22 protein-coding genes are annotated in these 21750 nt (G+C 62.7%); 11 read left to right on the top strand and 11 right to left on the bottom strand.

Annotation, left to right across the window (positions count from 1 at the left end):
- Positions 1-178: 178 nt before the first annotated feature.
- Positions 179-1378 carry a tyrosine--tRNA ligase gene (gene tyrS, locus MA04_RS05685; protein ID WP_163126897.1) on the bottom strand — a complete coding sequence of 400 codons (1200 nt, stop codon included), beginning with the start codon at positions 1376-1378 and terminating at the stop codon, positions 179-181.
- A gap of 295 nt (positions 1379-1673) precedes the next feature.
- Here tyrS and MA04_RS05680 point away from each other — a divergent pair, with 295 nt between their 5' ends.
- Both MA04_RS05680 and MA04_RS05675 read left to right on the top strand, forming a co-directional pair.
- Positions 1674-2975, top strand: a complete 1302-nt coding sequence (locus MA04_RS05680; protein WP_262459737.1) for a peptidoglycan DD-metalloendopeptidase family protein — start codon at positions 1674-1676, stop codon at positions 2973-2975.
- On the top strand, positions 2965-4056 hold the full coding sequence (locus MA04_RS05675) for an anhydro-N-acetylmuramic acid kinase (RefSeq protein ID WP_262459736.1): 1092 nt from the start codon (positions 2965-2967) through the stop codon (positions 4054-4056). The genes MA04_RS05680 and MA04_RS05675 overlap by 11 nt, the downstream gene beginning before the upstream one ends.
- Here MA04_RS05675 and MA04_RS05670 read toward each other — a convergent pair whose 3' ends face one another.
- The 5 genes from MA04_RS05670 to MA04_RS05650 all read right to left on the bottom strand — a co-directional run bounded on the left by MA04_RS05670 (position 4057) and on the right by MA04_RS05650 (position 7966).
- Positions 4057-4599 (bottom strand): phosphatase PAP2 family protein, encoded by a 543-nt coding sequence (locus tag MA04_RS05670; RefSeq protein ID WP_233926141.1) that lies wholly within the window; start codon positions 4597-4599, stop codon positions 4057-4059. It lies immediately after the preceding gene.
- Between the two features lie 103 nt (positions 4600-4702).
- Positions 4703-5041: an iron-sulfur cluster insertion protein ErpA gene (gene erpA, locus MA04_RS05665; protein ID WP_172800767.1), complete on the bottom strand. Its 339-nt coding sequence runs from the start codon at positions 5039-5041 to the stop codon at positions 4703-4705.
- Between the two features lie 126 nt (positions 5042-5167).
- The gene (locus MA04_RS05660; protein WP_080531544.1) at positions 5168-5605 is read right to left on the bottom strand and encodes a bactofilin family protein; all 438 of its coding nucleotides are present in this window, start codon (positions 5603-5605) and stop codon (positions 5168-5170) included.
- A gap of 67 nt (positions 5606-5672) precedes the next feature.
- Positions 5673-6425, bottom strand: coding sequence for a DUF6776 family protein (locus MA04_RS05655; protein WP_145953619.1), 753 nt, complete (start codon positions 6423-6425; stop codon positions 5673-5675).
- 164 nt (positions 6426-6589) lie between these two features.
- Complete coding sequence (locus MA04_RS05650) at positions 6590-7966, bottom strand: chloride channel protein (RefSeq protein ID WP_262459735.1); 1377 nt, start codon at positions 7964-7966, stop codon at positions 6590-6592.
- A 142-nt stretch (positions 7967-8108) separates the two neighbouring features.
- Here MA04_RS05650 and hemJ point away from each other — a divergent pair, with 142 nt between their 5' ends.
- The 4 genes from hemJ to hemL all read left to right on the top strand — a co-directional run bounded on the left by hemJ (position 8109) and on the right by hemL (position 11504).
- Positions 8109-8534 (top strand): protoporphyrinogen oxidase HemJ, encoded by a 426-nt coding sequence (gene hemJ, locus MA04_RS05645; RefSeq protein WP_163126901.1) that lies wholly within the window; start codon positions 8109-8111, stop codon positions 8532-8534.
- Positions 8535-8639: 105 nt separating this feature from the next.
- Positions 8640-9434, top strand: a complete 795-nt coding sequence (thiD, locus tag MA04_RS05640; protein ID WP_262459734.1) for a bifunctional hydroxymethylpyrimidine kinase/phosphomethylpyrimidine kinase — start codon at positions 8640-8642, stop codon at positions 9432-9434.
- A complete protein-coding gene (thiE, locus tag MA04_RS05635) occupies positions 9431-10069 on the top strand; it encodes a thiamine phosphate synthase (RefSeq protein ID WP_262459732.1) in 639 nt (212 codons plus the stop codon). Before thiD ends, thiE begins: the two co-directional genes overlap by 4 nt.
- A 145-nt stretch (positions 10070-10214) precedes the next feature.
- Entirely contained in the window at positions 10215-11504 is a 1290-nt protein-coding gene (gene hemL / locus MA04_RS05630; RefSeq protein ID WP_262459731.1) for a glutamate-1-semialdehyde 2,1-aminomutase, read from the top strand.
- 166 nt (positions 11505-11670) lie between these two features.
- Here hemL and ybaK read toward each other — a convergent pair whose 3' ends face one another.
- Genes ybaK through mrcB form a run of 3 tightly spaced genes read right to left on the bottom strand, consistent with a single transcriptional unit; the run spans position 11671 to position 14935 of the window.
- Positions 11671-12135, bottom strand: a complete 465-nt coding sequence (ybaK, locus tag MA04_RS05625; RefSeq protein ID WP_262459730.1) for a Cys-tRNA(Pro) deacylase — start codon at positions 12133-12135, stop codon at positions 11671-11673.
- Positions 12132-12635 carry a tetratricopeptide repeat protein gene (locus tag MA04_RS05620; protein ID WP_240342794.1) on the bottom strand — a complete coding sequence of 168 codons (504 nt, stop codon included), beginning with the start codon at positions 12633-12635 and terminating at the stop codon, positions 12132-12134. The genes ybaK and MA04_RS05620 overlap by 4 nt, the downstream gene beginning before the upstream one ends.
- Entirely contained in the window at positions 12611-14935 is a 2325-nt protein-coding gene (gene mrcB / locus MA04_RS05615; RefSeq protein WP_262459729.1) for a penicillin-binding protein 1B, read from the bottom strand. The genes MA04_RS05620 and mrcB overlap by 25 nt, the downstream gene beginning before the upstream one ends.
- A 204-nt stretch (positions 14936-15139) precedes the next feature.
- Here mrcB and MA04_RS05610 point away from each other — a divergent pair, with 204 nt between their 5' ends.
- From MA04_RS05610 to MA04_RS05600, 3 genes are read left to right on the top strand one after another with little or no spacing between them, the layout of a single operon-like run.
- Entirely contained in the window at positions 15140-16144 is a 1005-nt protein-coding gene (locus tag MA04_RS05610) for an adenosine kinase (protein ID WP_163126907.1), read from the top strand.
- Between the two features lie 26 nt (positions 16145-16170).
- Positions 16171-16503, top strand: a complete 333-nt coding sequence (locus tag MA04_RS05605; protein WP_163126908.1) for a Rieske (2Fe-2S) protein — start codon at positions 16171-16173, stop codon at positions 16501-16503.
- Positions 16500-17468: a serine/threonine protein kinase gene (locus MA04_RS05600; RefSeq protein ID WP_163126909.1), complete on the top strand. Its 969-nt coding sequence runs from the start codon at positions 16500-16502 to the stop codon at positions 17466-17468. The genes MA04_RS05605 and MA04_RS05600 overlap by 4 nt, the downstream gene beginning before the upstream one ends.
- A gap of 11 nt (positions 17469-17479) precedes the next feature.
- Here the strand turns inward: MA04_RS05600 and sfsA are convergent, their stop codons facing one another.
- Positions 17480-18202: a DNA/RNA nuclease SfsA gene (sfsA, locus tag MA04_RS05595; RefSeq protein ID WP_163126910.1), complete on the bottom strand. Its 723-nt coding sequence runs from the start codon at positions 18200-18202 to the stop codon at positions 17480-17482.
- On the bottom strand, positions 18199-19374 hold the full coding sequence (locus MA04_RS05590; protein ID WP_240342795.1) for an aminotransferase class I/II-fold pyridoxal phosphate-dependent enzyme: 1176 nt from the start codon (positions 19372-19374) through the stop codon (positions 18199-18201). The genes sfsA and MA04_RS05590 overlap by 4 nt, the downstream gene beginning before the upstream one ends.
- A 963-nt stretch (positions 19375-20337) precedes the next feature.
- Here MA04_RS05590 and dksA point away from each other — a divergent pair.
- Together dksA and gluQRS are read left to right on the top strand one after the other, a co-directional pair.
- A complete protein-coding gene (dksA, locus tag MA04_RS05585) occupies positions 20338-20700 on the top strand; it encodes an RNA polymerase-binding protein DksA (RefSeq protein ID WP_240342800.1) in 363 nt (120 codons plus the stop codon).
- 112 nt (positions 20701-20812) lie between these two features.
- Positions 20813-21706, top strand: a complete 894-nt coding sequence (gluQRS, locus tag MA04_RS05580) for a tRNA glutamyl-Q(34) synthetase GluQRS (protein WP_262459728.1) — start codon at positions 20813-20815, stop codon at positions 21704-21706.
- Positions 21707-21750: the final 44 nt, after the last annotated feature.

Here is a 21750-nt window from a genome sequence, read left to right as displayed (position 1 = left end):
CACACGTTTGCTTGCCTGATTGTTAAAGAGCTGCGGGGCCGCGTCTGCGTTGTTGCCCCGCCGAGGAGTGCGCATTCTACGGATCGCGCCTTTCCTGTCAAACCTTTTTTCGAACTTTCCTGAAAAAAACTTTCGATCGCCTACTTTTCAGCCAAACCGGGACTTTCCGCCCCTGGAATCACTTGATCGTGACCCGGGCGATCTTCTTCTTGCCGGCCTGAATCACCGCGCTTTCGCCACGTTTGAAACTGCGCTCCGAGGTCAGTTGCTGACCGTCCACGTAAACCGCGCCGCGCCCGAACACGTCCTTGGCCGCCTTGCCATTCTGAGCCAGCCCGGCGAGACGAAGCAGTGGCACGATGTGCACTTCATCGCCCTCCTCCAACGCCACCTCGACTTCCGGCACATTCTCCGGGATATCCCCCAGAGCGGTGAGATTGCCGGCGGAGGACGGCGCCATCCGCGCCGCCTCCTCGCCATGAAACCGGGTCACCATCTCCAGAGCGAACGCCTTTTTCGCCTCCTGGGGACTGCCCAGGCGCTCGGCTTCCGCCTTCAACCGGGCCAGATCCTCATTGGATACCGCACTGAGCAGCTCGTAATAGCGCCAGGTCAGTGCGTCCGGCAAGGACAGCAGCTTACGGTACATATCCCCCGGGGCGTCGGTGACACCTACATAGTTCCCAAGGGACTTGGACATTTTCTGCACCCCGTCCAGCCCTTCCAGCAGCGGCATGGTCAGGCAGATCTGTGGCGGCTGATCGTGTCCCTTCTGCAGCGTCCGCCCCATCAGCAGATTGAACTTCTGATCGGTCCCACCCAATTCGACATCCGCCCGCAACGCCACGGAGTCGTACCCCTGCACCAGCGGATAGAGGAACTCATGGATAGCAATAGGTTGGTTGCCTCGGTAACGCTTATCGAAATCGTCCCGTTCCAGCATCCGCGCCACCGTATACTGACTGGCCAGGCGTATCAGATCGGCCGCGTCCAGTTCACCCATCCAGGAGGAGTTGAACGCCACCTCGGTCTTTTCCGGATCCAGGATCTTGAACACCTGCTCCTTGTAAGTCTCCGCATTGCGCAGCACGTCCTCACGGCTCAACGGCGGCCGGGTGACACTTTTTCCGGAGGGATCCCCGATCATGCCGGTGAAATCTCCGATCAGGAAGATCACCTGGTGCCCCAGATCCTGAAAATGGCGCAGCTTGTTGATCAGAACGGTATGCCCCAAATGCAGATCCGGAGCGGTGGGATCAAACCCGGCTTTGACACGAAGAGGGCGCCCGCTTTCCAGACGAGCCCGCAATTCGTCTTCCTGAATAATCTCATCCGCGCCCCGGCGAATCAGCGCCAGCTGTTGATCCACATCAATCATCGATTGCCTCTGCCATTCGATATCCGCGCCTCGCTCCCGCCCTGAAACTCCGGGAACCAGCGCCGCTAGCGGTGCTCCAATAACACCAGCCTGTTTGAACCGCGGCATTGTAGCACCTTGGAATAGTTGTAAAAGACCTATAAAGACAGGTATCTTTGCTGCAATATTTTTTTCATCGCCTCAGGCGGCACAAACTCAGAGCGCTACTTACAGCATGAGAAAACATATATCCGCCCTCGGTCGATCGGTGCGCCATTTCCCCCGCACCCACCTTTTGCTCTCCGGAAGCCTTGTTTTGATCGTTACCCTGGTGACCCTGCTACCAGAATCCGGAGAAAGTCGACCCGAACGCCCGCAAACCCTGGATTTGAACCTCGAAGCCGCCGGCGATCCCCCTGTCGCAGCCAAACCGGCCCCGGCGGCGGACACTGACTCCGCACCGGACAGCGACCTCGCAGCCGAACCGGCACTTCCCGAGCCCACTCCCCAATGGGAGACCATCACCGTGGCTTCGGGCGACACCCTGGGCCGCCTGTTGCAGGACCGCGGCGTTACCGCCGCCCAGGTTCATCGGCTGGTGACCGGCCACAAGCGCCTGCAGGATCTCAAGAATATTCGCCCCGGCCAGACCTTCGAGGTTCTGCTCAACGAGCAGGGCGAACTTCAGGCCCTGAAATACAAGCCTTCCAGGATCCAGACCATCACCGCCACCCTCACCGGGGACGGCACCTGGCAAGCCAGCACCGAGCAGCGCGAGTACCAGCGCCGGGTCCGCTTCGCCGACGCCACCATCAACAGTTCGCTGTTCCTGGCCGGCCAGGCCGCCGGAATGAGCGACAATCTGACCATGCAGTTGGCCAACATCTTCGGCTGGGATGTGGATTTCGTTCTCGACATCCGGCCCGGGGACCGCTTCCGCGTGCTCTTCGAGGAGTTGTACCTGGACGGTGAAAAAGTTGGCGAAGGCGACATTCTGGCCGCCGAATTCTGGAACCGGGGCCGTCACCTGACCGCCTACCAGTATCAGGATGAAGACGGCGCCGTGGCGTACCTGGACGCGCAAGGCAACTCCATGCGCAAAGCCTTCATCCGCACCCCGGTGGCTTTTTCCCGCATCAGTTCCGGCTTTAACCCGGGACGCCGCCATCCGGTGCTGAACACGATCCGCGCGCACAAGGGCACTGATTATGCCGCGCCGTCCGGTACACCGATCAAGGCCGCCGGCAAAGGCAAGGTGATCTTCGCCGGTGTCAAAGGCGGCTATGGCAACGTGATCATCGTTCAGCACGGCCGTCGCTACACCACGCTGTACGCTCACATGCGCGGCTTCGCCAAAGGCGTTCGCGTGGGCACACGGGTCAATCAGGGCCAGACCATCGGCTACGTAGGCTCTTCCGGCCTTGCCACCGGCCCGCACCTGCATTACGAGTTCCGCATTGACGGCGTGCATCGCAACCCGCAAACCGTACCACTGCCCAAAGCGCAGGGCGTCAGCCCGGGGAACAAGGAGCAATACCTGGCCCAGGTGCGTCGCGTGAACTCGCAGATGACTCTGTTTGCCGGAGCCGCCACCCTGGCACGCAGCGATGTCCGGTGACGGGCTCTACATTGGTCTGATGACCGGCACCAGTGTCGATGGCATCGACGCGGTGCTGGCCCGCGTCGGCAAGCGGGGTTTCCAACTTCTCGCCCACCAGGGCTCTCCCTTACCCGATACCCTGCGTGACGATATCCTGAAGCTTTGCCGCAGCGGCCCTGACGAGATCGATCAGGCCGGGCACGTTCATCGACAGCTCGGCGAAGCTTACGCCCGCGCCACACAGGCCTTGCTGACGCAATCCGGTCATCAACCGGAGCAGATCCATGCCGTGGGCTGTCATGGCCAGACCGTTCGCCATCGCCCCGGCGACCTCGGTTTCAGTGTTCAACTCGGTTGCCCGGATACCCTGGCCGTCCGCACCGGCATCCCGGTAGTGAGCAACTTCCGCAATAAAGACATGGTGCTCGGCGGCCAGGGAGCCCCCCTGGTACCCCGCTTCCACCAGCGGCTGTTCGGCGCGGTGGCGCAAAGGGTCGCGGTGGTCAACATTGGCGGCATGGCCAACGTCACTCTACTGGATGAGGGCAAGCTGATTGGCGGCTTTGATACCGGCCCCGGCAATGTCCTGATGGACCTCTGGATACAGCGCCATCAGGGCGAGCCCTATGACCGGGACGGCGCCTGGGCCGCCGGCGGCGCCCTCTTGCCGGATCTGCTGAACAGCCTGCTGGCCGATCCCTATTTTCGGCTGCCGCCCCCGAAAAGCACCGGCCGTGAGCATTTCAACGAGGACTGGCTGCAACAGCGACTGCCAGCGGACGCCAATGCGCGGCAGGTCCAAAGCACTCTGGCGGAACTGACCGCCCGCACCATCGCCAACGCCCTTAACGATTTCGCACCACAACGGCTGCTGGTTTGTGGCGGAGGTGCCAATAACCAGCATTTACTAGCCCGCCTCCATGCCCTGCTCGACATCCCGGTGTGTTCCACCGAGGATTTCGGTCTGCATCCGGACTGGGTGGAAGCCGGCGCTTTTGCCTGGCTGGCCTGGGCCAGAATCGAAGGGGAAACCGGGAATGCGCCGGCGGTCACCGGAGCCAGTCGGGCCGCGGTGCTTGGCCAGCTCACGCTGCCCTGATCACACGCTCCCAAGAATCCAAAGCGCGCTCAGCGTGGACGAGATGCCCAGGGTGGCGCCGGCGAGGATATCCGTGGGGTAGTGAACGCCCAGCAGCACACGCGAGGCACCGACCATAAGAGCGAACAGCACGGCCATGGGCGCCAGTGCCGGGAAGAAAACACAAATCAGGGTAGCCATGACGGAAGCCGCGGCGGTATGCCCCGACGGGAAACTGAAGCGATCCGCCGGTTTGATGAAGGCATTGAGCGCCTCCACGCTGTCCGCCGGACGCGGGCGGCGAATCAGATTCTTCAGCAACATGAACGCCGGCACCTCAATGACGTAGGCAATAGCCGCCGCCTGCGCGAACACCGTGCCGATGCCATCCAGCAAGGTCCACACCAGAGCCACCAGCACCACGTACAGAGGCCCATCACCAAGGCGGGATACCAGGCGTGCCGCTCGGGCCCAACGGGCTGCCCGCGGCTGTTTGGACAGCCAGCACATGGCACGCACGTCGGCGGCGGTCATACGTTGGAAACTGGGTCGCTGAATCATCATGCCTCCAGCATCCATGCCCGTGGAGACAATGATTTGACTGTTTGGTGACGGTTTTATGACGATCCGCCAGGGGTGTCTCGCACGGAGATTGCCCTTGAAAGATTTACACAGAGAAGGAGGAGCCGCAACCGCAGGTTGTTGCCGCATTGGGATTGTTGACCACGAAGCGGGAGCCCATCAGCCCCTGCTCATAGTCCACTTCGGAACCATCCAGGTACTGAATACTCATGGCGTCCACCAGCAAGGTCACACCTTCCCGGTCCACCGAGGTATCGTCGTCGTTAACCTGCTCATCGAAAGTAAAGCCGTAGGAGAATCCCGCGCAGCCACCGCCGGTGATGTACACCCGCAGCTTCAGATCGGGATTGCCTTCGTCGTCACGCAACTCCTGGACTTTCTGAGCTGCGCGCTCGGTCAGGGTAATAGGTGCGGATTCGCTCATCATGATCACTTCATATCCAGGGCGAGCATGGTCCAATACCTGAGTGTTTTAGTCAAGAATGGCCGGCGATGGCTTGCGCCACCGCCAGAAGCCTTGCCGGTGTCAGGCCCCAACAGGCCCGATGCCTCAGACGGTTTCCGCTGGATCCGCCTCGACCTGTTCCCCAGCTTTCCGCCCGGGAGCCGGCAGATTACGCCGTTCCTCGTCCATACGCACCAGTTTACCGTTGACCCGGGCGCCCATCACCATTTCCAGCATGACGTAATAGACATTGCCGTCCACCGACGCCTTGCTGGCCAGTTCCAGATGCTCGGCGGCGCTGACGTCGCCCTCGACCCGGCCGTTGATGGTGACCCGCGGCACGTGAATCTCGCCACGCACCACCCCGGTTTCACCGATGATCAGCTGTCCGCCTTCATCGCCGGCACGAATGTTCCCTTCCACTTCCCCCTGAATATGCAGGCCGCCGGTGAATTCCACATCCCCCAAGATGCGGGCACTGGCGGCAATCAGGGTGTGGTCGCGAAAGCCTTGTGCATTGCCTTTCTTATCTCGACCCAACACCGTTGTCTCCTGATGATTATCGTTGTACCGGAGCGCTTCGAAGCACGCCCCGCTCCCCCCCGGAAGCTCACCAAGGCAGTCGTTGTTCCGACTGTGCGGTCCTTCGCCCGGATGCCGTGGCGGTCACCTCCAGAGATGACACCTGCAGTTCCGCGGGCACCGTTACGATACCCGAAAGCTCCTGAAAATACCGGAACTGAAACTTGTCCTCGCTATGCTCTTCCAGATAATCAGCGGCATCGGCGGTGAACGCCTCGCCATCACGACTGCCGCGCAGAGTGAAACTGACACGGCCGGACAGGGCATCCCGGTTCTCCCCGGTTTGCACCAGCACCAGGCGATAACGCACCCGCCGCTCACCCTCAGCGGGACTCAATTCCAGCTTCTGCACCACCAGCCCATGATCTTCGTCGCTGGGGGACATCACACTCTTGTAGAACGAGACCGCTTGCTCCAGTTCCGCCTGCTGATCACGCAGGGCCCGGATTTCCTGACGCAGCTGCTCCCGCGCCTGTTCCCCCACCTGGGCTTCGGTACGGTACACCGCCAGATCCTTGCGAGCCTGATCCAGTTCCTGTTTGACCTGGTGCAAAGAACGCCGGGCAGGACCGTCCTCCTCACCTTCGCTACTGTCGCCGGCGATCACCGACAGCCCTGGCACACCATACCACCAGACCAGAGCGCCGCCCCCCACCAGGCACGCCAGGCACAATATCGACACCGCCAGGCCCGCCAACAAACGCCGACGACGCTGGGTGGAGGGGCTGATCGGCACCAGCACCACATCGTCCAACCGGTTTTTCACGCCCCACTTCGCCATCAGGACCACAACCCGCTATCGCCATCAGCGATGCGCGCCCTGAGCTTGTTTGCCGTTTCAGCCAAGGCCATAGAATGCTCCAAATAGGTAACTCCCCCGAGCCCCGGGCCATTCAAGCCACCGGACCGGGGAAAATAATAGGCAGGGCCATCCGGCCCGGCAACTCAGGCCGCCTTGTCCTCACTGGCGGGACGCCGCCCCTCGGCCGCCATCCCCGCGCCGTTGGCCATGCGCTCCGCCAGGGAATCATACAATGGACGCGACCATACCAGTTTCGATACCGCGGCGGACAGAAAGGCGCCCACCATCAGAGACAACAGCAGATCGTGTCGGTTGCCGGTCAATTCCATGACGATCACAAAGGAGGTGATCGGACGCTGAATCACGCCGGCCAGAAACGCCGCCATCGCCACCACGGTGATGCCAACCACCGAAGCCTCCGGGAACCAGCCGCTCAAGGCACTGCCGATGCCAGCACCGGCGGCCAGGCTGGGCGAGAACAGGCCGCCGGGCAGTCCGGTGAAATAGGACACCAGGGTCGCTCCCATTTTCGCCAGCGGGAAGGACCAGTCACCGACATGCTCCCCATCCAGCAGGCTGCGCGCCTCCTCGTAACCACTGCCATAAGTGGCGCCGCCGGTCAGCAGACCCAGCGCCACCAGCACCACGCCACAGAGAAACACCACCCGATATGGGTGCCTGACGGCATGCGGTGTCAACCAGCGGCTGCCACTGATCAGCAGACGACTGAACAGACCGCCCAGCAAACCGCAGATGAGCGCGACCACGCCGATGGCCAGCCAGTTGGCGGTCAGTTCCAGATCGCCCTGGGGGTGACCAAAGTAGCTGTAGTGGCCGTTAATCATCAGCACCACCACACCCGAGAGGATGATCGCCAGAATCAGGGTGCCGCTGGTGCGTTGCTCGAAAGAGCCGGACAGTTCCTCGATGGCGAACACGATACCGGCCAGCGGGGCGTTGAACGCCGCCGAGACCCCGGCCGCGCCTCCGGCGACGATCAGGGCGTTATCCACGTACTTTTGCTGCAGACGTCCAACCTGACCCACCGAGTACATCATCGCCGCGCCGATTTGTACGCTGGGGCCCTCGCGACCGATACTGGCACCGCACAGTACACCGAGCACGGTGAGAACGAACTTCAGTGCGATCACCCGCAGCGACAGAAAGGTCGGGCGCAACCAATGATAGCGTTGCTTCAGCACCACCAATACCTGAGGAATCCCGCTGCCCTGGGCTTCCGGCCCCATGCGGCGCATCAGCCAGATGATCACCATCATCCCCAGCGGGGTCATGGCAACGGGGATGTAAGGCGAGTAGGCGTGAATGCGGTTGAAGGTTTCCGAGGCCAGTTCCACCGCCCAGGCGAACCCCACCACCAGCAACCCGACCAGCAGAGCACCAATCCAGAACACGGCGCGCAGCTTCCAGTCCTGAATGGTACCCAATTGCCTGCGCGTAAGGCGCCGCGTGCGGAAGAAGTAATAACGTAACAGCCGGCCGGAACGCGGTCCTCTCTTCACTAGACTCCCCGAGCAGAAAAGCACACTCCCCGGCCAGCCCTCCGCCAACCCGGACGTGATCATTGAAAAAAAGCCGTTATAGTGTACGCCCGGAAGCCCGGTACAGCCACTGGGCCACTTTCGCTGCAAGGAGCCCCAACCCATGTTTTTGTGGCTGAAAGCCTTTCATTTGATTGCGGTTATTTGCTGGTTCGCTGGTATTTTTTACCTGCCACGCCTGTTCGTGTATCACGCCATGGCCGAGGATCAGGTCAGTCGCGAGCGCTTCAAGATTATGGAGCGTAAACTTTACCGGGGCATCATGAACCCGAGCATGATCGTCACCGTGGTGCTGGGCCTGTGGATGCTGATCAGCCACTGGGACCTGTACAAAACCCAAGGCTGGATGCACGCCAAGCTGGCGCTGGTGGTCTTGTTGATCGGTTACCATCATATGTGCCTGGCCCACCTGAAGAAGTTCGCCGCCGACGCCAACACCAAAAGCCATCGTTTCTTTCGGGTGTTCAACGAAGTGCCAGTGCTGTTGCTGATCGGTATCGTGATTCTGGTGGTGGTCAAGCCGTTCTGATCAAGGCTCTTGACGCCACCGACTGAACGTCTGACGCTAGCAATACACGTCGGCGCCTCCGCCCGGCGTCCCACTTTCAGCCCTTCGGCTTTCGACGACGACACCATGAAACCCAATATTCTAGTTATCGCCGGCCACGACCCTTCCGGCGGCGCCGGCATTCACGCCGATATCGAGGCCATCCATGATCTGGGCGGACTGGCCAGCACACTGATCACCGCGCTGACGGTGCAGAACAGCCAGCATGTGTTGGGCTTCCAACTGACCGATATCGACCTGCTGGAGCGCCAGGCGGACGCTCTGCTTGCCGACTACGATTTCCAGGCGGTGAAGATCGGCATGACCGGCTCACTGGCCACGGTCCGCTTCATCGCCCGCCTACTGGCGCGTTTGCCCGGTGTACCGGTGATTCTGGACCCGGTCCTGGCGGCGGAAAGCGGCGGCAGCCTGACCCGGGAATCCCTCGGCGACGCCATGATCGGCGAGCTGGCGCCACTGTGCGAACTGCTCACCCCCAATTTGCCCGAAGCCCGGCTGCTCGCCGGAGACGACGGAACGTCGGGCGCGACGAGCATGCAAAGCGTGGCCGATTGCGGCCAACGCCTGTGCCAGCGTGGCGCCAGAGCGGTGTTGATCACCGGCACCCATGACGACACCGATCAGGTCAGCAATCACCTGTTCCGAGGCACCGGTGAGACGCAAAGCTGGCACTGGCAACGTCTGCCCCACGTCTATCACGGCTCCGGTTGCACCCTGGCGTCCTCCATTGCCTGCCTGCGTGGCCTGGGAATGCCGCTGGAACAGGCCGTGGCGGAGGGGCAGGCCCGCGTGGATCACTATCTGCGCACCGCTTGGCAGCCGGGCCAGGGCCAACATGTTCCCGACCGGAGGACGCCGTGACAGCCCGCTTACATGGCCTCTATGCCATCACCGACCCCATGCTCATTCCGGGTCAGCACCTGCTGCCCGCGGCCGAGGCCGCTCTGCGTGGCGGCGCCCGGCTACTGCAGTATCGAGACAAACCCGCCAGCGCCATGCAGCGGCTGGAGCGAGCCGGCCGCCTGGCCGAACTGTGCCACCAATACGGTGCGCTGTTCATCGTCAATGATGACCCGGCCCTGGCCCAGGCGGTCAACGCCGATGGCGTGCATATGGGGCAAAGTGACGGCGCTGTGCCCACCGCCCGGGCCTTGCTCGGTGCCGACAAGATTATTGGCATCTCCTGCCACGGCGATCTGACGCTGGCCGCCAAAGGCGCTGCCGAGGGCGCGGATTACCTGGCACTGGGGCGCTTCTATCCGTCCCACACCAAACCCGAGGCGCCGCCGGTGACTCTGGACACCCTGCGGGAAGCCCGTGACCGCTTCGATCAGCCTCTGGTCGCCATCGGCGGCATCACCACGGACAACGCCCAGCCGCTGATTGACGCCGGCGCCGATATGATCGCACTGATTCACGGGCTATTCGCCACCGCCGACTACGGTGAGATCGAGATCCGGGCGCGCCAGCTCTCCCGATTGTTCCCGGTCCACTGACCCGGAACGGTCATCTTCCGGAGGTGGCGACCGGTTTCCGGAATACGCATAATGCCACTCAATCCCCGGTGGCGGATGCCACCCTCATGATCCCCTGCCCGGCTCTTCCGTGAGCCGGGCCGGATCCGTTTCGCAAGGAGTTCCCATGAGTCGCACGCAATCCGAACAGCTGTTTCGCCGTGCCCAGAAGCACATTCCCGGTGGCGTCAACTCTCCGGTCCGCGCCTTCAGCGGTGTCGGCGGCACCCCGGTGTTCTTCGAGCGGGCGGAGGGCGCATACCTGTTCGACGAGGACGACAACCGCTATACCGACTACGTTGGTTCCTGGGGACCCATGGTGTTGGGCCACAACGCCCCGGCGGTACGTGAAGCGGTGCAACAGGCGGTGGCTCGCGGGCTGAGCTTCGGCGCCCCCACCGAGGTCGAAGTGGAAATGGCTGATCTGGTCTGCGAGATGGTGCCTTCCATGGACATGGTGCGCATGGTCAACTCCGGCACCGAAGCCACCATGTCCGCCATTCGCCTGGCTCGCGGCCACACTGGCCGGGACAAGATCATAAAATTCGAAGGGTGCTACCACGGCCATGTGGACAGCCTGCTGGTACAAGCCGGCTCCGGCGCCCTGACCCTGGGCACGCCCGGTTCCCCCGGCGTGCCGGCGGCGGTCACCGCCGACACCCTGGTACTGCCCTACAACGATGCCGCCGCCGTCGCGGAAGTGTTCGCCCAACAGGGCAGCGATATCGCCGCCGTAATCGTCGAGCCGGTGGCCGGCAATATGAACTGTGTACCGCCCACCCAAGGCTTCCTGGACACTCTGCGGGCCCAGTGCAGCGAGCATGGCGCACTGTTGATCTTCGACGAAGTCATGACCGGCTTCCGCGTCGCTTTGGGCGGAGCCCAGGCCCTTTATGGCATTACTCCGGATCTGACCACCCTGGGCAAAATCATCGGTGGTGGTATGCCGGTGGGGGCCCTCGGCGGGCGCCGCGAGATCATGGAAAGCCTGGCGCCACTAGGACCGGTCTATCAGGCCGGCACTCTGTCCGGGAATCCGGTGGCAATGGCCGCCGGCCTGGCCACGTTACAGGCTCTGCGCGAGCCGGGCTTCCATGACGCTCTTGACGCCAAGGCCCGGCGCCTCACCGAAGGCTTGTCGATGGCGGCACGGGAATGCGGGATCGGCTTCACCACCAACCAGGTGGGCGGCATGTTCGGCCTGTTCTTTACCGAGCAGACCCGGATCAGCCGTTTCTCGGAAGTGATGGCCTGCGACAAGGAACGCTTCCAGCGCTTTTTCCACGCCATGCTGGACCGTGGCATCTATCTGGCACCAAGCGCCTTTGAGGCCGGCTTCGTCTCCATCGCCCACAGCGACGAAGACATCGATGCCACCATCAAGGCCGCCCGCGAAGCGTTCGCGGCGCTGCTGTAGCGATCCATGGGCCCAGCGGCACACAGTTCGCTGGCGCGCTTACACATGTCGCTGCTAAAGCAGTTTCCCACAGACCGGACTACGAAGCCGCTGTGGGAGCTTGCCTTGCAAGCGAATGGGCTCTCAGTTCCTACCGCTGGCCCATCGAATTGTGAGACAACAGTGGTCAGCGGGCCAGCGGCGCCAGGCGGCCGCCGGTCAGTGCCAACAGGTCCTCCGGCGTCATTTCAATTTCCAAGCCTCGGCGACCGCCGCTCATATACAAAACGCTTTGGCTTTCGGCGCTGTTGTCCAGCCACAGCGGCAGCCGTTTTTTTTGCCCCAACGGGCTGATACCACCAAGCACATAGCCGGTAAGCCGTTGCGCCACGGCAGCATCCGCCATGGCCGCTTTCTTTCCACCCGCAGCTTTGGCCAGGGCTTTCAGATCCAGTTGTTTGTGCACCGGAACCATGGCCACCTGAGGCCGCTCGTCCACCATCGCCAGCAGCGTCTTGAATACCTGCTCAACGGCCAGGCCCAGAGCGTGCGCGGCTTCCAGCCCATAGCTGGGAGCCTGTGGATCGGCATGATAGCTGTGTGTCCGAAAGGCCACACCGGCTTTTTCGGCGGCCTTGATCGCGGGTGTCATGCCGTCCCCCGACGCAGTTCCTGAGCCCGCTTCCGGGCATCACGGGCGCCTTCCTCGTCACCCTGCCGCTCGCGGGCGGTGGCCACCAGTTCCCACAATTCCGCCTGATAACCCGGGTTGTAGGGCGCCAACCGCAAGGCTCTCAGGGCCAGCCCTTCAGCGGAGTGGGCGTCGCCTTCTTCCAGACGCAACCTGGCCAACTGCCGATACACCCAGGAGGAGTCCGGTTCCATGTTCAGCGCCCGTTCCAGATAACGCCCGGCCGCGGACATATTGCCCTGGTTGCGGGCCCCCTCGGCGCGATCGAGCAGGGCCAGCGCCGGCGATCCTTGCAAATCAGCCCGGGCATCCACCGGTTGCTGCCGCGGTTCGCCGGAAGGCATTGATGACGAGGACGAGGACGAAGAGCCGTAGCCGCCTCCCGTCCCCGTCGTTGGTGTCGTCGCGCAGCCGGCCAGCATGGCCGCCAGCAGCATCAGTCGAACCAGCCCTTGAACCATTGCAGTACCCCTTTCTTCTTGTCGCCGCCACGGGATCCGCAACGGTCGGCCTCCTCGGGAATCGATGCGGGCAGCATCGGATAGCGGCGGGCACCATCACAGCCCTCGCCACTGACCAGGGTACCGGACGGATCCATCCAAACCCACTCCACGCCGGCCGGCGGTTTCTGCGACAGGCTGCGTTGCGGCAATGAAGCCATCAATTGCGCCCACACCGGCACCGCGCCGGAAGAACCGCTGACTCCGGCCGGGCTGTTGTCGTCCCGGCCTACCCACACCACCGCCAGATGATTGGCGGAGAAACCGGCGAACCAGGCATCGCGGAAATTATCGCTGGTGCCGGTCTTGCCGGCCACCTTCACCGAAGCCGGCAACTTGGCACGCACCCCACGACCGGTGCCCTGATCGACCACGTCCTGCATCGCCTGTTGCAACACGAACACCGGTTCCTGCGGCAGCACCTCCTCGGTGGTGATGGGATAACGGGCGATCGGCTGGCCATCCTTGTCAAGCACATCGGTGATCGATCGCAACGGCGTGGAGAAACCGCCGGTGGCCAGCGGCTGATACATCATCGCCACCTCGAACGGCGTCAGTCCCAGACTGCCCAGCAAAATACTCGGATAGAGTGAAATGTCCCGCTGTACGCCCAATGTTTTCAGCGTCTCCGCCACCTTGTTCAAGCCCACATCCATGCCGAGTCGCGCAAGCGCCTGGTTGCGCGAACGCACCAGGACGTCGTGGATCGGCATCGGGCCCAGGGATTTGTTGTCGAAGTTCTTCGGCTGCCAGGGTTCATTATTACGCAACGGCACCGACAACGGTTCATCGTTGACGATGGTCGCCAGGCTGTATTTTTTCGGTTGCTCCAGCGCCGCCAGCACCACCGCCGGCTTCACCAGCGAGCCGATCGGCCGCACCGCGTCCAGCGCCCGGTTGAACCCGTGCTCCCGGGAGCGGCGATTGCTGACCACCGCCAGCACATCGCCCTGGGTCGGCGCCACCACCACCACCGCCCCATTGAGATGGTTCTTGCCGCCGGGGTCCTTGCTTTCCAGATGATCGCGCAGCGCCTTTTCCGCCGCCAACTGAGCCAGCACATCCAGTGTGGAGTGGATGCGCAGACCGTCGACACCCAGCACCTCCGGCGGATAGTCACGGGCAAGTTGCCGCCGCACCAGATCTATGAAAGCCGGGAACGCATAAAGCGGCGACTCGCCTCGCGGCACCACTTCAAGCCCTCGCTTGCTGAAGCGGTGCAGCTCCTCCTCGCTCAGCGCGCCTTGCTGACGAGCCACCTGCAGCACCGTGTTGCGACGCTTCAGCGAACGCTCCGGGCGACGCCGGGGATCGTACCAACTGGGCCCCTTGAGCAACCCCACCAGGGTCGCCAACTGATGAGGTTCCAACTCTTCCAGAGGGCGGCCGAAATAGAATTGCGCCCCCAGCCCCATGCCGTGGATGGAACGGGATCCGTCCTGGCCGAGATACACTTCGTTGATATAGGCTTCGAGGATCTGATCCTTGCTGTAATGCAGTTCCAGCAGCACCGCCATCGGCAGTTCCACCAGTTTGCGCAGCAGGGTGCGATCCTGAGTGAGCCAGAAATTCTTCACCAACTGCTGGGTCAGCGTACTGCCGCCCTGCACCAGGCGACCGGCTTTGATGTTGGCCACCATGGCCCGCGCCAGACCGCGCAGGGACACCCCGTGGTGCTCGTAGAAATCCTGATCCTCGGTGGCCAGCAACATCTTGACCATCAGCGGCGGTACCCGGTCCAGCGGCACATAGACCCGATCTTCGCTGTGCCCCGGATGGATGCTGCCGATCTGCATCGGCTCCAGCCGTGCCAGAGAGCCCCCCTGCCCGGCCTGCAATGCTGTAATCTCACCGCCGCCCAGACGCAGATTGAGGCGCTGGGAAGGTTCGCCGCCATCGCTGTCGCGGAAACCCCGGGTGTGAATGATCAGCTGATTGCCGTTCACCGAATAACTGCCCGGAGTGGGCGCACCCGGCGCCTGCCGGTAGCGCATCAGCTCCAGCATTTTGAGCATGTCCGCCCGTGACAAAACCCGTCCGGGATACAGCTCCACCGGCCGGGCATAGACCCGCGCCGGCAACTGCCAGACATGGCTGTCGAACCGTTCCTGCACCAGGGCGTCCAGATAGATCAGGCCGGCGGCCATCGCCACCAGCCCCACCGCCAGGACCTTGGCGAGGAAACGCCCGCTGATCCAGCGCCGCGCCGACGCTTTCTTCTTACGGCGGCGCGGAGCCGCTCTCTTCGCTTTTTTTGCCATGGCCGGGAGTATACGGAAAAGTGTGGGGATTTTATGAGGGCCCCGGAAGGATTGATGCGCCGACGGTCATCTTTGAGGAAATTTTGCAACCGCTCCGACCATCCCCATAATAGGCCCCGCCAGGCCCGCCCCCCACCCGGGCCGCCTTCCGTCCCGCACGGAACCGGGATGATCAGAGGTGGGAACAGCCCCAACGGAGCCACCATGGAAAAGAAATACGACGTCTACGCCCTCGGCAATGCCCTCGTGGATACGGAAATCGAGGTCAGCGACGCCTTTCTCGAACGCATGGAAGTGGGCAAGGGGCTGATGACCCTGGTGGACCAGGCACGCCAGGCGGAATTACTCCAGGCACTGGAAGGCGAGGCCGAACCCCACAAGCTGACCAGCGGCGGCTCCGCCTGCAACACCGTGGTGGCGGCCCGTCAATTTGGCGGCAGCGGCTATTACGCCTGCAAGGTGGCCGGGGATGACACTGGTGATATCTTCGTGCGCGAGTTGCTGGCCGCAGGCGTCGACACCAACATGAATGGCAACCGCCCGCGGGGTATTTCCGGTCGCTGCCTGGTGATGATCACACCTGATGCCGAACGCACCATGAACACCTTCCTTGGCATTTCCGAGCAGGTCTCCGAAGACGAGGTTGACGAGGACATCGTGGCGGCCTCCCGCTACGTGTATCTGGAAGGCTATCTGGTCAGCTCCCCCAGCGCCCGGGCCGCCGCCATCCGCCTGCGCCAACTGGCGGAAAAACGCGGCGTCGGCACGGCACTGACGTTTTCCGATCCGGCCATGGTGCGTTTCTTCCGTGATGGTCTGGCGGAAATGCTTGGCGACGGTGTCGATCTGTTGTTCTGCAACGAAGACGAGGCCAAGGGTTTTACCGATACCGATACTCCGGAAGCCGCACTGGAAGCTCTGAAGCCGCTGTGCCGCACCCTGGTAATGACACGGGGCGCGGAAGGCTCCTTGCTGTGGGACGGTCAGCAGACACACTCTATTCCCTGCGCTCCGGTGAAACCGGTTGACACCAATGGCGCCGGGGACATGTTCGCCGGCGCCTATCTTTATGCCATCACCCATGGCCACGACGCGGTCACCGCCGCCCGTCTGGCCAACGCCGCCGCGGGCCGCCTGATCGTTGAATTTGGCCCGCGCCTGCCCAACGGCGCTCATCAGGAAATCCGCCAACGCATTCTGGGCGAGTAGGCAAGCAAAAGGAGGGTAAGACCGCGATGCAGGCCGTATGCACTATTCACGATATCGAGGACGACACCGCCCGGGAATTCCAGGTGGATGACCAGCCGGTGGTGATCGTCAAACGGGACGGGCAGTTCCATGCCTACCTGAACTGGTGCCCGCACCTGGGAATCGAGCTGAATTTCATGCCGGATCAGTTCCTCGACAGTGACAATCAGTTTCTCATTTGCGCCAATCACGGCGCCCTGTTCGAAATCGAATCCGGCGATTGCCTGTCCGGCCCCTGCAGCGGCGACGCCCTGCTGGCGGTCCCCCTGGAAGTCCGCGAGGAACAAATCTGGCTGGGCGAGGTACCGCAACCGGCATGAGCCATCCCTTCGACCATCTGACCCCGGATCTCATGCTGGACGCCCTGGACGGCGTCGGCTTTCTCACCGACGGCCGCTTGCTGGCGCTCAACAGCTTCGAGAACCGGGTCTATCAGATCGGTCAGGAAGAAGGGCCGCCGGTGATCGTCAAGTTCTACCGCCCCCAGCGCTGGAGTGACGAACAGATCCTGGAGGAGCACCGCTTCAGTCTCTTTCTGGTGGAACGGGACTTGCCGGTAGTGGCGCCCTTGCAACGGGACGGCCGCACTTTGTTCGAGCATGGCGGCTTCCGCTTCGCCGTCTTCCCTCGCGCTGGCGGTCATGCGCCGGAATTGGCCAATGACGCTCATCTTGAGCAACTGGGGCGGACCCTGGCGCGCTGGCACGCGTGCGGCAACGACCGTCCCTACCGGCAACGCCCCACCCTGGATGTGATCGCCGACATCGAAAAAGCCGCCGCCCAGCTCACCGAGGAAGTGGTGGATCTGAATTACCGGGGCCAATACCGGGACCTGACCGCCACACTGGTGTCACGGCTGCGAACCCATCTGGCGGGTCGTGACTTCCCCCTGCTCAACGTTCATGGCGACTGCCACAGCGGCAACATTCTTTGGCGCGAATACGGAGAAACCGGAGGCGGCCCTCACTTCGTCGACCTGGACGACAGCGTGCGGGCGCCCGCCATGCAGGACCTGTGGATGCTGCTTTCCGGTGAACAGGAAGAGCAGCGCCATCAACTGCGGGTCGTGGCCCGTGGCTATGAGCTGTTTCTGCCCTTCCCCTGGGATCAGAGCGTGCTGATCGAACCGCTGCGCATCCGCCGCATGATCTGTCATGACGCCTGGCTGGCTCAGCGCTGGGACGATCCAGCCTTTCCTCCCGCCTTCCCCTGGTTCGACAGCCCCCGCTATTGGCAGGACCGGGTCACCACCATGGCGGAGCAGGTTCAACGGCTGTCATCGTGACTGGCAGCGCCTCATAACTTGACAGGCAAAGGGGTCTCCAGCCGATTCTCGACCTTGGTCATCGCGGTTTTCCAGGCCAATACTTCCACGCCTTTGCCCACCGCCTCTCGCAACAGCTCGCCGTAACGGGCGTCGATTTCGTCCGCCGGGCGCACTGCCACCGCGCCGGAATGCTGTACGCAGAAAAACAGCACTGCCCGCTTGCCCGATGCCGCCACCGACATCAGTGTCCGCAAATGCTTCTGCCCGCGTTCGGTGATCGAGTCCGGAAAGGCGATGACGCCATCGTCGGGATCATCGGGACCAGGCCCCAGAGTAACGTTCTTCACTTCGATGAAAGTATGGGGCGCGGCGCGCTCGCCCAGGGCCAGGTCGAAACGGCTGTCACCGAAGGTGATCTCGCGTAACACCCCGGCGCCCGGTTCCAGTTCCCGCACCCGCCCTTCCGCGATGGCTTCCGCCACCAGGGCATTGGGACGGCCGGTATTGACCCCGGCCCAATGGCCGTGGGCCACCTGCACCGCTTCCAGTGTGTGGCGATACTTGCGCTTGTCGTTGCCGCTGTCGGAGATCAAAGCCGCCTGTTCCCGGTCCGGCAACACGCAATGCTTCATGGAACCGGTGTTGGGGCAGTGCACGGTGATTTCGCTGCCGTCAGCCTGACGCACATCAGCCAGGAAACGCTTGTAGCGGCGCAACAGGGTCACCGCCTGCATGGGGGGATCGAACTTCATTGCGTCTCCAGGAAGCGGGCCAGACGCTCCAGCGCCTGATGCAAGCGCTCCTCGTCGCAGGTGTAGGCGAGACGAATGTACCGCTCGGGTTGATGAGTCTCTCCAAAATCCAGCCCGGGCGTTACCGCCACACCTGCTTCTTCCAGCAAGCGCCGGCAAAGTTCGAAACTGTCCCGGGTGTGGGCGCTGACATCCACGTAGATATAGAAGGCACCCTCACTGTCACCGACCACCGGCAGCTCCATTCCCGGCAACGCCTCCAGTAACAGGGTACGGCGCCGGGCCAGCAACTGCCGGCGCTGCTCCGCGATAGCCAGAGTGTCTTCGCTGAACGCCGCCATGGCCGCGTGTTGTGCCACCGTGCCCGGAGCCAGGAACCAGTTCTGTGCCAGCCGCTCCACCGCCGGCACCGCCTCCTCCGGCGCCACCAACCACCCCAGCCGCCAACCGGTCATGCCGAAGTATTTGCTGAAGCTGTTGATGACCCAGGCGGCGTCGCCATGCGCCAATACGGTTTCCGCTTCGGCGCCGTAGCAGAGCCCCTGGTAAATTTCATCGACGATCAAAGTGCCCTGACGCTCCCGGCACCACCGCGCCCAGTCATTCAATTCCCCGGCCGGGATGCGATTGCCGGTGGGATTGTCCGGGCTGGCCACCAGGGCGGCCCGGGTCGTTTCGTCCCAGGCGGAGCGCAGTATGTCGCCGCTGGGACGAAATCCCGTCGACGCCTGTAACGGCATGGGCTGCGGTACGCCCCCGAACATACGGACGAACTGGCGGTTACAAGGGTACCCCGGATCACACAGCAACACGCCGTCGCCGGAGTCCAGCAATGCCCCCAGAGCCAGTTGCAAGGCACCGGAGGCCCCCGGTGTGACCACGATCCTGGCCGGATCCACCTGCGCGCCGAAGCGGTCGCGGTAATCCTCGGCGATGATCTCACGCAATGCCGGCAACCCCGCCGCCGGAGTGTACCGGGTCTGTCCCAGATCCAGGGCGTGGCGGGCTGCCGCCATCACCGGCGACGGGCAAGGAAAGTCGGGTTCCCCCACCTCCAGGTGGATGATATCCCGGCCCTGGGCGGCCAGTTGTTGGGCCCGCTCCAGCAACGCCATCACGTGAAAAGGCGGAACGGTGTTGGCAAGGCGGGAAATTCTTTGCGAATCGGTCAAGAAAAACCCCTTTTCTGTCGCTATGTTGTGGCTATAATCCCGTGGTTTCGTGGCGTCAAGAAACGCCACCGGGCGAGGGAAAGCCCACCGGGTTGACTGCCATCGCCAACAGTGGCATGGCAGGCAGTAACGCGGTAAGGTCGAAGATTACACTATTGACGGGCTCCGGTTGGGCGGGGCCATGCTCAGGGAACGCTCAGGGCACTGGGCTCCGAATAGCGAGTCGTGACTATGTTAAGGGAGTTGATCAAAATGGCCACCGGGAAAAAAGCTAAAAAGAAAGCCATCGCCAAACCCAAGGCCGGTGCAGCCCGGACTTCCGCCGCCGGCAAGAAAGCCGCGGTGAAAAAGGCAGCCACCGTCAAGAAGAAGGCTGTAGCCAAAAAGGCGGCCCCCAAGAAAGCGGCGGCCAAGGCCGCGGCGAAGGTGGCGAAAAAAGTCACGACCACGAAAAAAGCCGCCAGCAAACGACCCGCCAGCGCAAAGACCACGGCCAAGGCAGCCCCTTCCCGTAGCGGCAAGAGCAAGACTGCCAGCAAAAAAGCAACGGTCAGCAAAACCACCAGGACCGCTGCCAAAACAACGGCCACGAAAGCCAAACCGAAGACTCAGCCGGCCCGTAAAGCTACCCCGGGCCCCGCTTCCTCCACTCGCAGCAAACAGGTGAAAAGCACGCCCAAAAGCAAACCGAGCGCCACAACCGCACCCCAATCCAAGGCTTCCGGCACCGCCAAGCGCGCTGCCAAGGCCAAGCCGGCTCCGGCCCAAGTGCCAGCCCGGAATACGACGACGTCATCGGGAACCGCCAGGAAGGCTCCCGGCAGCCAGGAGCGCAGGCCGTCCCGTTCCTCTTCTTCAGTTCAGGTGAAATCGACGGTGAAAAAACCCGCAACAGCCGCCGACAAAGCGGACAATCTTATTCATGGAGTCACTCCCTATGTCGCCAAAGCAGGCGAGGAGTACATGAACGACGCTCAGCGCGCCCATTTCCGTCAGGTTCTTCTGGCCTGGCGCCAGGAGTTGATGGAAGAAGCGGATCGCACCATGCACCACCTTCAGGACGAGGTGGCCAATCTGCCCGACCCCGCCGACCGGGCAACCCAGGAGGAAGAATTCGCATTGGAACTGCGCACCCGCGACCGCGAGCGCAAACTGCTGAAAAAGATCGAGAAAGCCCTCGATCAGATCGACAAGGACGACTACGGCTACTGCGAGGCCTGCGGCATCGAGATCGGCATTCGCCGACTGGAAGCCCGCCCCACCGCGGAGCTGTGCATCGACTGCAAGGAACTCGCCGAGATCAAGGAAAAGCAACTGGCGGGCTAGGCCCACCAAGTGAATAGTGAACAATGAACAGTTAAAAACCCGGGAAGCAGGACCTAGTCCTGCTTCTTCTCTTTGCGCTGTTAACTATTAACTTTTCACTGTTAGCTGCTTTATGTCCTATCGCGGTCGCTTCGCCCCCACCCCTTCCGGCCCGCTGCATTTCGGTTCTCTGGTCACCGCTCTGGCCAGTTGGCTGGATGCCCGCTATCACCGGGGGGAGTGGCGGGTACGCATGGATGATCTGGATCCACCACGGGAACAACCGGGGGCAGCTGACACCATTCTGCGGCAGCTGGAAGCATTCGGACTGCATTGGGATGGGGTTCTGCTCCATCAGAGCAAGCGCGGTGATGCCTATCAGGCGGCACTCGACTCCCTGCTGGAACAAGGGCAGGCCTTTTACTGCACGCTATCACGGCAACAATTGAAAGCGCTGGGCAATGTGCACCCCGGAGCGTCGGTGGCGCAGCCGCCCGGACCGGATCGCGCCGTGCGTCTGACCGTACCCGTGGCGGCACTGTGTTTCGATGATCGGTTACAAGGCCGGGTGTGCGCTCAGCTCGCCGAGGAGGAAGGCCCTTTCGTGATCCGCCGCCGCGACGGTCTGTTCAGTTATCAACTGGCCTGCGCGCTGGATGACCGCGATCAGGGCATCACCGATGTGGTGCGCGGGGCCGATCTTTTGACCTCCACACTACGGCAAATCCGCGTTCTGGATTGTCTCGGCGCCACCGCGCCCCGCTATGCTCATCTGCCCGTGATCCTGCAACCGGATGGTCGCGGGAAGATCAGCAAATCCGTGGGTAGCGCCGCGCTGGACCCGGACCACAAGGGACCACTCACGCATGCGGCACTGGCCTGCCTGGGGCTGTCCCCGCCGGCCGGGTTGCAACAGGCAACGGTCACCGATCTGCTGCAATGGGCGCGGGAAAACTGGACACCGGCACTACTACCGCGCGGCACCGAGTTACCCGCTCCCGCGCTTTTACAAGGCGGGAAGGTCTGACGTATGCTCAATGCCAGCCGTATGCTCAATCATACTGGGCCGAA

The organism is Alloalcanivorax balearicus MACL04 (genome assembly GCF_025532145.1).
Lineage (GTDB): Bacteria > Pseudomonadota > Gammaproteobacteria > Pseudomonadales > Alcanivoracaceae > Alloalcanivorax > Alloalcanivorax balearicus.
The sequence above is the reverse complement of the archived record's forward strand: the minus strand, read 5'-3'. Positions and strand labels throughout refer to the sequence as shown.

What these genes read in the sequence shown, in the direction of transcription:
- tyrS (WP_163126897.1), bottom strand. Translation starts at nt 1,378, where the DNA reads ATGATTGATGTGGATCAACAGCTGGCGCTGATTCGCCGGGGCGCGGAT.
- MA04_RS05675 (WP_262459736.1), top strand. Translation starts at nt 2,965, where the DNA reads ATGTCCGGTGACGGGCTCTACATTGGTCTGATGACCGGCACCAGTGTC.
- MA04_RS05670 (WP_233926141.1), bottom strand. Translation starts at nt 4,599, where the DNA reads ATGATGATTCAGCGACCCAGTTTCCAACGTATGACCGCCGCCGACGTG.
- erpA (WP_172800767.1), bottom strand. Translation starts at nt 5,041, where the DNA reads ATGAGCGAATCCGCACCTATTACCCTGACCGAGCGCGCAGCTCAGAAA.
- MA04_RS05655 (WP_145953619.1), bottom strand. Translation starts at nt 6,425, where the DNA reads ATGGCGAAGTGGGGCGTGAAAAACCGGTTGGACGATGTGGTGCTGGTG.
- hemJ (WP_163126901.1), top strand. Translation starts at nt 8,109, where the DNA reads ATGTTTTTGTGGCTGAAAGCCTTTCATTTGATTGCGGTTATTTGCTGG.
- thiD (WP_262459734.1), top strand. Translation starts at nt 8,640, where the DNA reads ATGAAACCCAATATTCTAGTTATCGCCGGCCACGACCCTTCCGGCGGC.
- hemL (WP_262459731.1), top strand. Translation starts at nt 10,215, where the DNA reads ATGAGTCGCACGCAATCCGAACAGCTGTTTCGCCGTGCCCAGAAGCAC.
- ybaK (WP_262459730.1), bottom strand. Translation starts at nt 12,135, where the DNA reads ATGACACCCGCGATCAAGGCCGCCGAAAAAGCCGGTGTGGCCTTTCGG.
- MA04_RS05620 (WP_240342794.1), bottom strand. Translation starts at nt 12,635, where the DNA reads ATGGTTCAAGGGCTGGTTCGACTGATGCTGCTGGCGGCCATGCTGGCC.
- mrcB (WP_262459729.1), bottom strand. Translation starts at nt 14,935, where the DNA reads ATGGCAAAAAAAGCGAAGAGAGCGGCTCCGCGCCGCCGTAAGAAGAAA.
- MA04_RS05610 (WP_163126907.1), top strand. Translation starts at nt 15,140, where the DNA reads ATGGAAAAGAAATACGACGTCTACGCCCTCGGCAATGCCCTCGTGGAT.
- MA04_RS05605 (WP_163126908.1), top strand. Translation starts at nt 16,171, where the DNA reads ATGCAGGCCGTATGCACTATTCACGATATCGAGGACGACACCGCCCGG.
- MA04_RS05600 (WP_163126909.1), top strand. Translation starts at nt 16,500, where the DNA reads ATGAGCCATCCCTTCGACCATCTGACCCCGGATCTCATGCTGGACGCC.
- sfsA (WP_163126910.1), bottom strand. Translation starts at nt 18,202, where the DNA reads ATGAAGTTCGATCCCCCCATGCAGGCGGTGACCCTGTTGCGCCGCTAC.
- dksA (WP_240342800.1), top strand. Translation starts at nt 20,338, where the DNA reads ATGAACGACGCTCAGCGCGCCCATTTCCGTCAGGTTCTTCTGGCCTGG.
- gluQRS (WP_262459728.1), top strand. Translation starts at nt 20,813, where the DNA reads ATGTCCTATCGCGGTCGCTTCGCCCCCACCCCTTCCGGCCCGCTGCAT.